This window comes from Secundilactobacillus paracollinoides DSM 15502 = JCM 11969, assembly GCF_001311135.1.
GTDB lineage: Bacteria > Bacillota > Bacilli > Lactobacillales > Lactobacillaceae > Secundilactobacillus > Secundilactobacillus paracollinoides.
The window spans coordinates 1-14,060 of the sequence record NZ_BBAG01000064.1; the positions used below are offsets into that span (position 1 = coordinate 1).

At 47.0% G+C, this 14,060-nt stretch carries 12 protein-coding genes and 2 pseudogenes; 7 read left to right on the top strand and 7 right to left on the bottom strand.

Annotated features, from left to right (window positions below):
• Positions 1–327: 327 nt before the first annotated feature.
• On the top strand, positions 328–1,350 hold the full coding sequence (locus JCM11969_RS14085) for a PrsW family intramembrane metalloprotease (protein WP_054712135.1): 1,023 nt from the start codon (positions 328–330) through the stop codon (positions 1,348–1,350).
• 114 nt (positions 1,351–1,464) lie between these two features.
• Entirely contained in the window at positions 1,465–2,451 is a 987-nt protein-coding gene (locus JCM11969_RS14090; RefSeq protein ID WP_054712137.1) for an NAD(P)/FAD-dependent oxidoreductase, read from the top strand.
• Between the two features lie 530 nt (positions 2,452–2,981).
• On the opposite strand, the gene JCM11969_RS14095 is transcribed toward JCM11969_RS14090, so the two are convergent.
• On the bottom strand, positions 2,982–5,132 hold the full coding sequence (locus JCM11969_RS14095; protein ID WP_304621844.1) for an LTA synthase family protein: 2,151 nt from the start codon (positions 5,130–5,132) through the stop codon (positions 2,982–2,984).
• A gap of 236 nt (positions 5,133–5,368) precedes the next feature.
• Between JCM11969_RS14095 and JCM11969_RS14100 the strand changes: the two are divergent.
• Positions 5,369–6,024: pseudogene (locus JCM11969_RS14100) on the top strand (histidine phosphatase family protein).
• An 883-nt stretch (positions 6,025–6,907) separates the two neighbouring features.
• Here JCM11969_RS14100 and JCM11969_RS14105 read toward each other — a convergent pair.
• Positions 6,908–7,822, bottom strand: a complete 915-nt coding sequence (locus JCM11969_RS14105) for a VOC family protein (RefSeq protein ID WP_054712141.1) — start codon at positions 7,820–7,822, stop codon at positions 6,908–6,910.
• Between the two features lie 143 nt (positions 7,823–7,965).
• Here JCM11969_RS14105 and JCM11969_RS14110 point away from each other — a divergent pair, with 143 nt between their 5' ends.
• Entirely contained in the window at positions 7,966–8,382 is a 417-nt protein-coding gene (locus tag JCM11969_RS14110) for a GNAT family N-acetyltransferase (protein WP_054712143.1), read from the top strand.
• A 67-nt stretch (positions 8,383–8,449) separates the two neighbouring features.
• On the opposite strand, the gene JCM11969_RS14115 is transcribed toward JCM11969_RS14110, so the two are convergent.
• The gene (locus JCM11969_RS14115; RefSeq protein WP_054712145.1) at positions 8,450–8,935 is read right to left on the bottom strand and encodes a C40 family peptidase; all 486 of its coding nucleotides are present in this window, start codon (positions 8,933–8,935) and stop codon (positions 8,450–8,452) included.
• A 185-nt stretch (positions 8,936–9,120) separates the two neighbouring features.
• Between JCM11969_RS14115 and JCM11969_RS14120 the strand changes: the two genes are divergently transcribed.
• Positions 9,121–9,591, top strand: coding sequence for a MerR family transcriptional regulator (locus tag JCM11969_RS14120; RefSeq protein WP_156319382.1), 471 nt, complete (start codon positions 9,121–9,123; stop codon positions 9,589–9,591).
• An 80-nt stretch (positions 9,592–9,671) separates the two neighbouring features.
• Here JCM11969_RS14120 and JCM11969_RS14125 read toward each other — a convergent pair whose 3' ends face one another.
• From JCM11969_RS14125 to JCM11969_RS14135, 4 genes are read right to left on the bottom strand one after another with little or no spacing between them, the layout of a single operon-like run.
• Positions 9,672–10,127, bottom strand: coding sequence for a hypothetical protein (locus JCM11969_RS14125; RefSeq protein WP_156319383.1), 456 nt, complete (start codon positions 10,125–10,127; stop codon positions 9,672–9,674).
• Positions 10,128–10,138: 11 nt separating this feature from the next.
• Entirely contained in the window at positions 10,139–10,270 is a 132-nt protein-coding gene (locus JCM11969_RS20010; RefSeq protein ID WP_263850080.1) for a hypothetical protein, read from the bottom strand.
• A 23-nt stretch (positions 10,271–10,293) separates the two neighbouring features.
• A complete protein-coding gene (locus JCM11969_RS14130) occupies positions 10,294–11,298 on the bottom strand; it encodes a hypothetical protein (RefSeq protein WP_054712152.1) in 1,005 nt (334 codons plus the stop codon).
• Positions 11,274–12,389 (bottom strand): MMPL family transporter, encoded by a 1,116-nt coding sequence (locus JCM11969_RS14135; RefSeq protein ID WP_054712154.1) that lies wholly within the window; start codon positions 12,387–12,389, stop codon positions 11,274–11,276. Before JCM11969_RS14135 ends, JCM11969_RS14130 begins: the two co-directional genes overlap by 25 nt.
• Positions 12,390–12,694: 305 nt before the next feature.
• Here JCM11969_RS14135 and JCM11969_RS14140 point away from each other — a divergent pair, with 305 nt between their 5' ends.
• On the top strand, positions 12,695–12,931 hold the full coding sequence (locus tag JCM11969_RS14140) for a hypothetical protein (RefSeq protein ID WP_054712156.1): 237 nt from the start codon (positions 12,695–12,697) through the stop codon (positions 12,929–12,931).
• A gap of 1 nt (position 12,932) precedes the next feature.
• Positions 12,933–13,911: pseudogene (locus tag JCM11969_RS14145) on the top strand (linear amide C-N hydrolase).
• The last annotated feature ends 149 nt before the right edge of the window (positions 13,912–14,060 follow it).

A 14,060-nucleotide genomic window follows, 5' to 3' on the forward strand; every position in this document is an offset into this window, starting at 1 on the left:
GCGCCGTTACACGTTAGCCCGTGCCTTGCTGAACACGTTTCGGCAATGTGGCCGAGAAAGCCAGCAGCAAGATGCAATCAATATCAGAAATGCCTGAACCTGGCATTTTTGCCAGAGTCCGTTACATGGCCGCCTTGCTGAACACGTTTCGGCAATGTAGCGAGAAAGTCAGCAGCAAGCAGCAATCGATATCAGAAAAGTCTAGTACCGCCCTTTACAAACGGTATCCAGACAGAAGTATCGTGCCAAAAACGAGACGAATTTAAAAAAATATGTCAAACAGAAAAAATAACCATTCCATCAAACAACCCAAAAGAGGTGACCTTCGTGAAACAACAATTCACAGACGAGCAACTCAAGCAACGTAAACATCGGCAAAATATTTTAGACGATGCCACCAAGGAATTAAATGACTGGACGGGTGAAAACGAAGCGGTTGAAATCCATCTTTTCCGCATGTTTTCGGAAGTCTTTAAGCATCATGAGAAGGAGGAAGGGGACGCATTGTTCATTGTCGGCACCAAAACGACAACGCCAAGTTTGGCAGCCGTTTCCTCAGCGCCCGTTAAACCCTGGTTGTTTTCCCGAGTACTGGCCCTGTTAGGCTTTAGTTTTGGCTTATTAACGCTATTATTCCTTGTCTTTCATAGTAACAAGGCCGTTCCCGGGATGATTTTTATCGGCTCACTTGCGGTACCGTTCTCGCTTGCCATTATGTTTTTTGAAATTAACGTATATAAAAATATTTCAGTGTTTCAGGCAACGGAGGTCTTTCTCATTGGAGGAATTGCCTCGCTGGTGGCAACAATGGTCTTGTACGAAATCATTCCGTCGGGAAATGGGACAGACTTTATGTCTGCGTTGGCAATCGGCTTCATTGAAGAAACGGCCAAGATGCTGATCATTGGTTACTTTATTAATTCGTTTCGGTTAAATTATATTTTCAACGGGTTATTAGTGGGCGCTTGTGTGGGCGCCGGTTTTGCCGTGTTTGAAACCTCTGGGTATACCAGCCAGTTTGGACTGATCACACTGTTTGTCCGGAGTTGGCAATCCATTGGTACGCATACGATCTGGTCTGCAATTGTCGGGGCAGCCATCATTTTAGCAAAGGAACGACGCAAACCGGTTAAGGGCGCCACAATCGTTCGAGCCAAATTTTTACGGTTTTATGTTCTGGCCATTTTGCTTCACGCAGCTTGGGATTGGCAACCACCAGTTGCGTTTCTTAGCGCGTTTGACCTGCAAAAGTGGTTGATCATCATTGTCGGATGGATCGCTATTTTCGTTTTGATCAATGCAGGGTTACGAGAAGTCAGGACGTTGCAGGGCCAACGCATCATTAATTGAGGAATATGATGAAAACTAGGAGAATTACTTATTGAAATTAGAACCCATTTTCCGCTACGATAGATGATGAGTGAAATAAAACAACGAGATATATAGGTGAGAGGTGCGTTTGAATTGGAAAACAACTATGAAATTACAATTATTGGCGGCGGTCCTGCGGGAATTTTTGCTGCCTTTTACGCCGGGCTTCGTGAAGCGTCCGTGCAACTGATTGAAAGTCTCCCCGTTCTTGGCGGGCAGGTCAGTGCATTGTACCCCGAAAAAACGATTTTAGACGTTGCCGGCATCCCTGGGATTCAAGCGCAAAAGTTAATCAATCAACAAGTCGAACAGTTGAAGAACTTCCCGGTTGATTTGAAGTTAAACCAGGATGTGACTGACATCACGCAAACGGCGGACGGGTTTGACATTGTGACTGATAAGGAAACGACACATAGTAAAGCAGTCGTCATTGCGGTCGGAAACGGCTCGTTCTCACCACGAAAATTGGCAATCGATAATGCGGATGATTTTGAGGGTCACCAATTGTTTTACTCAGTCAGTGATCTGGAACATTTCCGTGACCACCGGGTGTTAATTGCGGGTGGTGGCGATTCTGCAATTGACCAAGCCTTAATGCTGGAGCCAGTGGCAAAGTCAGTCACCTTGATTCACCGGCGTGACCAGTTCCGTGCTTTGGAACACAGTGTGGCCCAGATGGAAGCGTCTAGTATCGTGAAACGTACGCCATACCTTATCAAGGCCATTGACAGGTCTGACGATGGGTTAAACGTGGCCTTGAAGAAGATGCATTCAGAAGATGAGTTGGAAACGGTCAAGGCTGATGATGTGGTCGTGAGTTATGGCTTCACCTCAGATCATAAGGTCGTGGATGCTTGGCATCTGGATCTGGACACAGACCGGCATTTGTTTAAGGTGGATTCAACGATGCAAACAAGCGTGCCAAACGTTTACGCTATTGGTGACGGCGTGACGTATAACGGTAAACAAGCGCTGATTGCGAGCGGCTATGGCGAAGCACCAATTGCGATTAATTCGATTATGCAAACGTTATTCCCTGATAGAAGAGGACCGTTGCATAGTACGGCGTTAAAGAGATAGAGAGTGAAGTGAGGCGGTTAAGGGGCAGAATTTAACGGACTCTGGCAGAAAATCCCGGGTCTGGATTTTTTGCCAGAGTCCGTTACATGGCCGCCCCTTGCCTCGCGGAACTCGTTTCGGCATGGTGGCCTAGAAAGACAGCAACTTTTAAAAAAATAAGCTACAAATAAAAAGACAACTGCAAGTCAGCTGCTATCTTTGACTAAGGATAGGGGGAACTTGCAGTTGTCTTTTTATGGTGCACTGAAAAAAACATGAATGACTGCAAACAAAAACACCCCGAGTAACGAGGCGTTTTTTTGTGGTACATGTTGGTGCTTTATTGTCAGTGGATAAAGGCTACAGAGCGTTAGAAGTCACGCGCTTCGAATTTACATAGCCGAAACGTGCTCTCCGAAGCCACATAGCTGAAACGTGTTCCAGGAAGGCAGGGGGCTACTGCGTAAGCAACTCCGACACAAATGCCCAAGACTAGGCATTTCTGTCAGAGTTACTTACGCTCCGCCCCCTAAACGCCTTCCTTCCACACTCTACTTCCCATCCGACGCACTATTATCATCCGGATTCGTAATTTTGATCCGGTTAGAATCAGTGGTCTTATGCTTCAATTCTGGGGCATCCGTTGAGAAGTCTGACTGGGTCGACTTCTTGCCGTTTTCGTCAAACAAGCTTGTTGATTTCGTTCCCAGTTTCTTTTCGATCTTCTCCGCTTTTTGCAAGCCATCAGAGTAGTTATAGTCTTCTGGATTTACAGCCTTAAAGCCCTTCGGATGGTAGAAACGCAGCAAGTTCTTTTGGTTTAGAGAGTCAGACAACGTCAGCTCTTTTTGCACCTTGGCTTGCATCCGCTTCTGCCAAGCCTTGGTCTTTTTATCTGGCTGAATGACCTTACCCGTGCGATTATCATACAGCTGATCAGCGATGCAGGTGTACTTATCGGTGACCCAATCCTGATCTCGGAAAGCCACGACATCGTCATGTTGTTTCGAGATCAGGTCGGTGCCAAACTGAATGTAGCGTTTGGTGCTGATGCCCATCAAATGCAGGAGGGTCGGCAAGACGTCAATTTCACCGCCGTACGTGTGATCGATGTAGCCGTTCTTTGTGCCAGGCATGTTAAACATCAATGGCACCCGTTGCAGCTGGGCGTTATCAAAGTCGGTCCAGTCGTCAGCGTTTTTACCTAAGACCTTAGCCAGATACTTGTTTTCAGAATCTGAGATCCCGTAGTGGTCACCGTAGAGCACGATGATCGACTTCTTTGCCAGGCCGCTCTTTTCAAGGTAACCGTAGAACTCCTTGATGGATTGATCCAGGTAGTGGGCGGTCAAGAAGTAGTCGTCAACCGTCTTGCTCCCAGTGTCAGGTGCCTTGAAGTTTGGATCTTCGTCTTCCTTGTCGAGACTGAACGGGAAGTGGTTTGTGACAGTCAGGTACTTCACGTAAAACGGCTGTTGCAGGTGCTGCAAATACTTAATGGAATCGTTAAACAGCAGCTTATCCTTCAATCCAAAACCGAGTGCTTTATCACCAGAAGTATCGTAGTAACTGGCATCAAAGAAGTACTGGTAGCCCATATTCTTATAGGTGTTGTTTCGGTTCCAGAAGCTGGCCACGTTTCCGTGGAAGACAGCGGAGGTATAACCGGCACGCTGTTTAAGAATTTGTGGTGCGGCCTGGAAGGTGTTTTCACTGCCGAGTTGGGCAAACAATGAGCCTTGTGGTAACCCATAGTTACTGGTCTCCAGCATGTTTTCGGCGTCACTGGTTTTCCCCTGACCGACTTGGTTATAGAAATTATTAAACGAAATTGTGGACTTACTCTTATAGAGTTTGTCGAGGAAGGGGGTGACTTCCTTACCATCGATCTTTTGACCAATTAGAAATTGTTGGAAGCTTTCCAAGTGAATCACGATGATGTTTTTCCCTTTTGCGACGCCATACATCTTTTTATTCGGTTTGGCATAGTGGCCCTTAACGAATTTGAGGATGCTGGTTAATTCAGATTTTTTGGCGCTCTTACGGATATCGTTGTTGTGTTGGGTACTGATACCGTCATAGGCGGTAAACGTGTCGATACCGAGATATTTGACGATGTAGGACCGGTCAAACGTCTTGGTCAGCAGTTGGGGCCGGTTCATTTCAGAAATTGAAAAATCCAGACCGAGCAACAGGAATCCGATTGAGGTGACCGCAAAACTGGCACGCCAGTTTAATTTATTGGCATCCATCTTGATGCGGCGGGTTAAAAGCAGGATCACCACCACAACGAGGTCGAGCCAAAAGAAAATATCATGGATCGAAGTGAGGGCCATTGAGCTGCCGCTAAGCCCTTGATTGACCTTGTTATATCCGAGCATGGTCGACACGGTCATAAAGTCGGTAAACTCACGGTAATAAATGACGTTTAAGTACAGCAGCACAGTGTTTAAAATGTCAAGGACCAGTGCTGAGGTGTAAAAAAGTCGTGTTGGTCTGACATAGAGCGCCAGACTGAACAAAATGACTGTCGTAGCAATCGGATTGGTGAGGTACAAGAAGACCTGAAGCGGATCGTTCAGGGTGATCCTGAAATCAGCAAAATAGGCAATCAGGGTTTTTAACCAAAACAAAATAACCAGTAAGGTCGTAAACCCGATTCGCGTATTTGTTCGTCGCCACGTGCGTTTAAGTAACTCCAAAATGATAGCCCTTTCTTCACGCATTGCACGTTATTTAAATATGACTACCAGTTTAGCAGATTTTACAGTAGTTTGCAGGCGTGCCCCTGTGAATTTATTAAAATATTAAGCCGTAGTTAAGCTTGAATCTGTATGCTAAGCGCAATCTGGAACTGTGCAGACAATTTAGTAAGCGCCTTCTTACGGTTGAAATAAAATGATATACTAAGGATAACTATAAGCAGGAGGTGCGATTGATGACTAAACTGAATCTCTACGTTGTGCGTCATGGACAGACCTATTTTAATATTTATAATAAACTGCAAGGTTGGAGCAATTCTCCATTGACCCAAAAGGGAATCGATGGGGCAAAAACAACTGGCGAGCGGTTGGCGGACGTCCATTTTGATGCGGCGTACTGCAGCGATACGACGCGGGCCATGGACACAGCTAAGCTCATTCTGGCCGCAAATAAGGCCTCAGAAGTAACTGATCCAATAACGGCACCCTTTTTCCGGGAAGAGTTTTACGGGTACTTTGAGGGCAATGATATGTCGCAAGCTTGGTATTTAGCTGGTGCCCCACATGGGTTGCCAACGTTTAAGGACATTGTTGCCAAGTATTCGATCGGTAAAGCAAAGGACTATTTGAAAGACGCTGACCCGTTTCACCAGGCTGAAAACAATGATGAATACTGGCAACGTGTGGATCAGGGCTTTGAGCTGATCCGGTCAAACAACACCTTGAAAGATAACGACAACGTGCTGCTTATCAGCCACGGCAACACGCTTTTAAGTTTGATGGAACGCTATGCGGGCGGTAAGTATGACCTGAGTACCCGCCAGCAAATGGCAGCCTGACGCGGTTGACACTGACGGATGACGATATTGTTGTGGAGAGTTATAATCAGTAGATCTTAATGGTTTTTGGATAAAAAGAAGGTCTCAGTATCCCGAGTTAGTGGGGGTGCTGAGACCTTTTATTTTAAGTGATATTGTGTTGGCCCGAGGGTGGACACTTCTAGTTAACGTAATGGAACGAATAGTTTTTCAAATGTTGAGTGATTCAAATAGTGCGATCAGTTCGCTTCGTTGCGCCGTTCGGCCATGCAGGCTGCAGGTAAGAGTGTGGAGCAGGCCGGTTAACTCCGGAGTGTAAGGCGACTTTGCCGGAAATTCCGTTCTTGAATTGCTGGCAAAGTTGCTTTACACAGTAGGGAGTTGGCCTGCGGAACACGTTTCCGCAATATAAACTAGAAATTCAAGGATCTCCCACGTCTCCCGTATTAGTAACCGACCAAAAGACGGTCGCTAACTAATACCGACACCACAGCCTGCAATGCCGAACAGCTCCACTACGCTACGGTACTTGTATTAGGCATTATGGATGTAAAGTTTTCGGCAGCGGTGTCATGAAAGCTGTTGATCGATCGTTGCCAGCGATTAGCACATTGTGAGAAGCATCGCTGTTGATGACTTTATTAGCAGTCGCGGGCGGATTCCTTACAAACTAGGGTTAACGCCATTGCAATGTTTAACTAGCAGTAAAAGTAAGCTCATAGTCAGTGGAATGGAGCAATTTGGCACGGAGCTGTGGTGTCGACATCAGTTAGCGACCGTACTTTGGTCGGTTACTGATGTGCGAGACGACTGAGATCCACTCGAGAGACACGCAGTGGAAATCGAGTTAGCTCAGTCGCGAGCCACCACACGGAGTGCCAAATTGCGGAATGCAACGGACTGTCACCCAATATTAGAAAGAACGTTACGTGAAAAGTCTTTAACCCTTTCCACACTCTAATTCGAGTCTCCGTCATGAAAATCCACACTCTGCTTAGCATAGTAGTCCAAAATCTCTTGCCGGTGGGATTCAAACTTCGGTGTCAGACCAAGGTTGTTGCCCATAGTTAAGATCGGCTCATCCAGACTGAAGCCAGGGGTCGGTGTTGCAAATTCAATTCGATTGTCGCCTGGTTCGCGGATGTAGAGACTCTTGAACCAGCCGCGGTCGCGGTACATTTCAATGTCCCAGCCTTGCTCTTGTGCCTTTTGGTAGAGGGCAAGTAGGGTGGCTTCATCGGCGACTCTCAGGGCGACGTGGTCGATACTGCCGCGGCCAAAGCGGGTGACTTGTTCAAAGTTGGTCGTTGGAAAGACCTTAATGCTGGCGTGACGGTCAAGATGAACGACGTCATCGCTGACGTCGGCCCCAATTAATTGAGCGAAGAAGTCCGTGGTTGCAGCGACATCTGGTACGTGCAGTTCGGTGCCCAAAAAGTGGGTAATCTGATGGTCAGCCGAGATGCCGTTACTCGGATTGATCTGCCATTCAGTTAACGTTTCTTCCGTTTCAATCATGGTGACAGGGATAAGGTCCGGGTCAAGGAATTTTAAGCCGGTCTCAGTCGCTTCTGGGTCAAAGCCCGCCGTTGACAGGCGGTCGAGCCAAAAGGCCTTACTACCGGTCGGAATTGCTAGTGAGAAGCCGTTGATGTAATGGTTGCCATCAGTTCGACGTCCCAGGAGTGGTAAAACGAAAAAGGTGATCACTGAACCTGGGGTCCCGAGATAGTCACCATAAAACAGGTGTCGAATATGAATGTTTTCTTGGTTAACGGTGTTCTTAACCAGCCGTAAACCCAGGGTCTTGGTGTAAAACTGAATATTTTGCGCCGCGTCCTTTGTCAGTAACGAAATGTGATGCGTTTGCATTGCTGTCGCCTACTTTCTGAGCATTATCTGCCACAAGTATAGCATAGGCGCAGTTAAAAGCTGGTGTAAGTGCTTACGGTCGTTGACGACTAGCCAGACTTGTGATTAAAATGAGACATTATAAGTGAGAAGGGTGAGCGTAAATGGATATCAAACAAGAACGGGGTAATCAGGGGCAAGTCTACCAGGATGCGGCAGCCATTCGCCAGGCAGTGTTTGTGACGGAACAGGGCATTGATCCACAATTAGAGTTTGACGGAGAGGACGCACAGTTGACGCACTTTGTAGGCTATGTCGCAGGAAAGCCAGTGGTGACGGCCCGGTTAAACGAGACGGTCCATCCAGCCCATATCCAGCGGGTGGCCACGTTAGAGGCAGACCGGCACCAAGGGTATGCGTTTGCGCTTCTGCAGGCAGTCCTTGCACAGTTAGGCAATCAGCCTGTCGCACTGAACGCGCAGGAGACTGCGGTCGATTTTTATAAGCGGCTTGGGTTTAAGCAAGTCGGTGAGGCCTTCTTAGAAGTTGGCATCGTCCACTATCAAATGATCAAAGAATAGCCACTAAAAAGGCTCAGAACGTGATGTTCTGAGGCCTTTTGTTGAGAAGTTCTATGTGAATTTTAAATTAGCTGTTCATGTCAGTGACGTGAGCGTAACCAACTTTGTGCCACCAAGGGGCGTAAATGCTTTCAGTGATGACGCCGCGGTTTTGAGCATCGATCATTTGCCCCTTACCAATGTAAAGACCAACATGGCTGATGCTTGAAGTACTGCCGCCAAAGAAGACTAAGTCGCCTTTCTTAACAGCGGAACCCTTAACGTGCTTGTAAGCATTGTATTGTGCTTGGGCAGTCCGTGGAATTGTAATGTTAGCTGCCTTTTTGTAAACGTAGCTGGTAAACCCTGAGCAGTCAAATGATAAAGGACCAGTAGCGCCCCAAACATATGGCTTGCCAAGCTTTGACTTAGCGGTGGATAATACAGTTGAGAACGATGGATCGTTATCGGTAGTATCAGCATGAGCGGTGGTGTGACTAGCTGCAATACCTAAGATCGCAAAGGCAATAACAGTGGCTAACGTAATGAATCCTTTAACAACAGACTTCTTCATAAGATTTAAAACTCCTCAATTAGGTTCTATAGTTTATGTTTTCTTTAATTATGTACGAGTACCATACTACCGGTAGAATGTGTCAGTTCTGTAACAAACCAGTTTCAATGCGATTAAAAGGTTAGAATGAATTTGTAATTTACGTAACGTCTGTGAAATAATAGATAATGAAATGATGCTCGGAGGTGCGACCAATCGATAACGCATTAGAGAAACTTCTGCCAGAAGTGCTGAATCTAGAGTCGTTTAGATTCAGAATTAGTGAAATAAGTACCATGACTGGTGTGTCGACCCGCCAGTTACGTTACTGGGAACAAAAGGGGTGCATTGCCCCCATGGACAGGACGGATCCGCAAAAGGCCCGAATGTACGATTTCCGGACGTATGTTGGTGTCAGAATTATGAAGGCTTTCTTGGACGAGGGCTATCGGTTGCCCAGCGCAGCCGAAAAGATGGCAGGCGTCTTAAATGACATGAATGTGTTCCGTGATTTTGTTCAGCAAGCCTTTCGCGGCATTGACCTTGTGGACGGTAAACCCGCAGTGAACATGGGCCCGTTTGACGCAGACGGCAAGAAAACCCTCTACGGCATTAATGACGACGGCAAGATTCGTTACGATGTCAGAGATAAACAGCCCCGGATGGGCGAACAGTAAACAACCAGCAAAAAGCCCCTGAGACAGATCGGTTAGGATCTGTTTCAGGGGCTTTTGTGATGCACTATTTTCAGATGGTATTAATTTTCTTTTGTCGTCTCACGATGCTTTCGTGTGTGTTGAGGAAGCGTTACGGTGAGCTTACCAACTGCAGCTGCAATGATCGGTAATGCAATGTTAAACACAATGACGGCTGCAATGACAACTAAACCAGCTTGCGTTAACGGCCCAAAGTTGACTGCTAACAGGCCAAGGCAAACGACAATGATGCCGAATAGACGGTGTCTGAATGATTGACCAGTTGCGGTTAATCCTGGTAACAGCCAGTCGAGCAGTGGTGCTTCGTTACGACGGTAATCCAGCGCTAATTCAATGAGCTGGGTCGCGCCAAAGGTGATGATCGGCACCATCGCAATGAGCGGTACCTGCCAGTTGAAGTCAGCCGTTCCAGATACGAAGCGGTTGATCAATTCGCCGATTTGGAAACTGGCAATGACAGACAGGCCGTACGTGAGCAACCAGTAGAGCGGCTGCAACACTGACCGACTCAGGCTGCCAGAACGATGAACAGGACGCCGGCAACGAGAAGGGCTAACCAGCCAATATAGTGGTGGAAGTTATGCTTGATCGTTGCCTGTACCACTGGTTGACCCGTAAAGGCAACCTTGGCATCCTTCAAGGCAGTTCCCTGAAGCTGGGTGTTCACTTCCGATTGGAGATGAGCAACTGTCTGAGACGTATCGTGCTGTTGGCCGACTGTTTCAGGTAAACGGTCAGTGCCGTTGTCTTGTAGTTGGCACTGCTGTTTGTTAATAGTGAATGCTGGAACGTCGTGCTGGTCAACTGTTCAGGGGTAATGTAGTACACCTTGGCGGCATCAGAAGCCTGAAGTGCAGACAGATAATTGTAGATGTTGGTGTACGACTGAATCAGACCATTCAAGCTCGTCGTTGATTTTTTAAAACTCGTTTGAATGACTTTGAGCTGTGACGCATAGCTGGATACGGTTGATTGCGTGTTCTCAGCAGTTGATCGGCTGCTGGATACTTCGCTGCTCAGCACTTCCATGTTGCTGGCAACGGTCTGTAACTGCGTGTTGATCAGTGACAATAACCGTTGATAACGGCGAACGAGCTTGGAAGCGTTGCTCCGTTGGGTCACGCTTGCACGGCCAGCAATCTGAGTCACTTGGCTATGCACGGTGTCAGTATCGGAAGACAGTTGCGACGTCTTGGAAGCTAACTTAGAGATCTTATCGGCTTCCTGTTGCAGCTTAACGGCGTTTAACTCAGACCGGTCAGTATTGAGATCACTCTTGATGGTGGTCAGCTGATCAGTCGCCCCTTTAAGCTGCAGGTTTAAATTATTTAACTGGTTCGTGACGTAATATTCACTAATGGGTTGGCCATTCGGCTGGGTGAGCGAAGTGACACTTGAAACACCCTTCATCGTTTGTAATTTGGTGGTCAAATTATCCAGTTGCAGCAGGGCACGTTCGTTATCTAAGCGCGTCTTAGATTGGACGTAAATGGTAACGGGCGTTGTTTGACCAGCACCGAAGTGGGCGGAAACCACTTTATTGCCTGCCACCGCATTTTGTGTTGTGGCTAAAGTGTCCGTGGCAGAGAAGTTCAGTTTGTCATGGTAAGCGTATGCAAACGCACCAACCAGGTAAGCCACGACTACGATGCGATTGCGGGTTGCCACAAGCCGAATTTGGCTAACCTGTTCCAGAAGCCGTATCCCTTAGGCTGTCCGTCAACGGCTGGCCAGAAGAACCGGTCGCCTAACAGGGACAAGAAGATCGATGAAATGGTGATGACACCGATCATGGTGACCAACGCCACAATGGCGAGACCACTCATTGAACGCAACGTGGAGAACTTGAAGAAGTAGAACCCACCGAAGATCACAGCAAGGGTTAAGCCCGTAGCGAGCGTAAAGGTTCGAATCGACCGGATACTGTTTTTGACAGCCGCTTGCCGATCGACACCAGCCACTAGTTGCGCTTTAAAACTTCTGAAGAGATAGAAGTGGCCAATCAGCCCGTAAATAACGGTCAACAACATGACCATTAGTGGCAGATATTCTGAATATGGGAAACTTGTGCGTGATGCAAGATTGTTGATAATGCTGAGCGAGACTGCGTACATCATCAACATTGATAGGGTGGAGATCACCGGTGCAATCAGAGACTTAAATACGATCCCGATAATGAGCAGACTCAGGATAAAGACAATGACCGTTGCCACAGAGGTTGCCTGGCTGATCTTTTCGCTGGCGGCACTATTGATGATCTCCGGACTAGTGACGTATGTGTTCAACCCAGTCGTTTGGATTTGTTCATCCAATTGTTTGGCAATCAGATTCATGCTGCCTTGATCCTTAGAAACAGCTAACTTAACGATCTCCGTTGACCCGTCCTTTGACAGGAACTGGTCCTTAGCGGTCGGATTAGTCTCCATTGTGCGGACGTCTTTAATGCCGTAAGTGGCTTCCTTGCCTGCAAGTCGTTCCATGGTCTTATCAACGGCGGCTAATTGTGTCGTCGTTAATTTGCCCGATGGGTTATTGAAGACTGCAGTGACGTTATATGTGTTGGAAACGTTGCGCCCCCATTTTGATTGAATGGCCGAAGCAACCATTGGCTGACTATTGTTCGCCAATTGGGGCTGGCCGTATTCTTGAACTAGATTACTCGTGTTAGGCAGCATGACGATGGCCACGAAGATGGCGATCAACCACACTAACAGTGAGAAAATCCGGTTTTTATGTAAATTGCGTATCCACTCGTTCATTGCACTGTATCTCCCTTGATAGTTACATTCATCATTATGTTTTGTGTAAATAACCTTTTTTCATTTTAACATACACTTTTATTTGATTGCAGAGGAACCCAAGAATTTGTTTGAATTCTTACAAATGATCCCTATTGACCCACCTCAGGGGCCATTTAGAGCCTGGTGGCGGTTAAAAGTCATATTGGTTTTATTATGAGCCGTCTTCGCCTATAATTAAAGGTCTATATTAGGAAGATGGTTAACTTTTTTGCGTGGGTAACAGCCAATTCTGTCCCCCACAGCGACGACAGGAGATTCTTTAAATGACATATCAAAGTCCATACGCTGATCTGAATACCCCCAACCGATTTGCGTTGGCCCTCAAGCTGGCAAGCCAGTATCATTTAGATGTCAGCCAAATCATGTTTACCTATTTAAAGGTTGCAGAAATTTATTTAAAACAACAACCTGGTGGTACGATCCCACCAGCGATCCAACGAAAGATCGATGACCAATTTACCAAAACGCTGCAACAGTTAGCAACGGGAAAGGACGCTTAATATGTGTACGAGTATTTATGAGATTGCGCTTGATGGCACGCACGTCCTGGGTCGCACGATGGATTGGCATAATTTGGGTGCGGGTCCAGTCTTTGTGCCGCGCGCGTATCAGTGGCAGTCAATTTTTGATGATCAGACCTATGAAAACAAGTATGCGATTCTCGGCAGCGGTGGTGCGCATGACAATGAAATCGACATTTCAGATGGCATCAACGAAAAGGGGTTAACTGTTCAAAAATTGACGTTTACTAACGGTGCCCAGTTTGCTGCGGAACCAGATCCGGGAAAAATCTCGATCGCACCGTTTGAGTTACCTCTTTATTTGCTGGGCCACTTTAGCTCGGTAGCAGACATTGAAGCACACATTCATCAGATTCAGATGATGAGCGGTGAACACGCTAAGCACGCGTATGGGCATCCTGAACTGCACTTTGTGGCCATGGACAACTGGTCGCATTGTTGCAATCGAGACGTCGACCCAGCCGTTGCGCATTATTGAAAATCCATTGGGTGTGTTGACGAACGCCTATAATTTTGAACGCCAACTTAAGCAGCTTGATCAGTACATGACGTTTACGGATGACTTTGTCGAACGGAAGGTGCCGTTAAACACCGCGCGTGTGACGACTGGTAATTTTTCTGGTAAAAAGGTACCGTCTGGGTCATACACCCCCGGCTCACGGTTCATTCGTGCTGCGTACTACAAGGAAAGAATCGACCGGTCAGCTGATGAGAACGAAGCCATTGTGAGTCTTTGGCACCTCTTAAATAGCGTGAGTGTGCCTAAGATGCTTGATTACCAGCAAAACTATTCCGTTTACCGGGCGGCAACCAGTCCGGAAACTTTGAGTTACTACTATGAACCTTATAATCGGTTAGGCGTCCGTAAGTTGCAGTTGACAGACGAGATGATGACGACTTGGACGGAACCGCACTTTTTTGATAAGGATGATCGGTTGGCGATTTCGGTAATTCGGTGAGATTTTTTGAGGCTTTTTGTCGGGGATGGCAGGTCGTTGATTTTTGATAGTGTGGTGAGTGCTTTTTGCGACGTTGGTCTCGTTTCTATTGCTGAAACATTCGTAGGGCAAGGGGGACGTGTAATAAGCTCTGGCTGAAATGTTAGGAT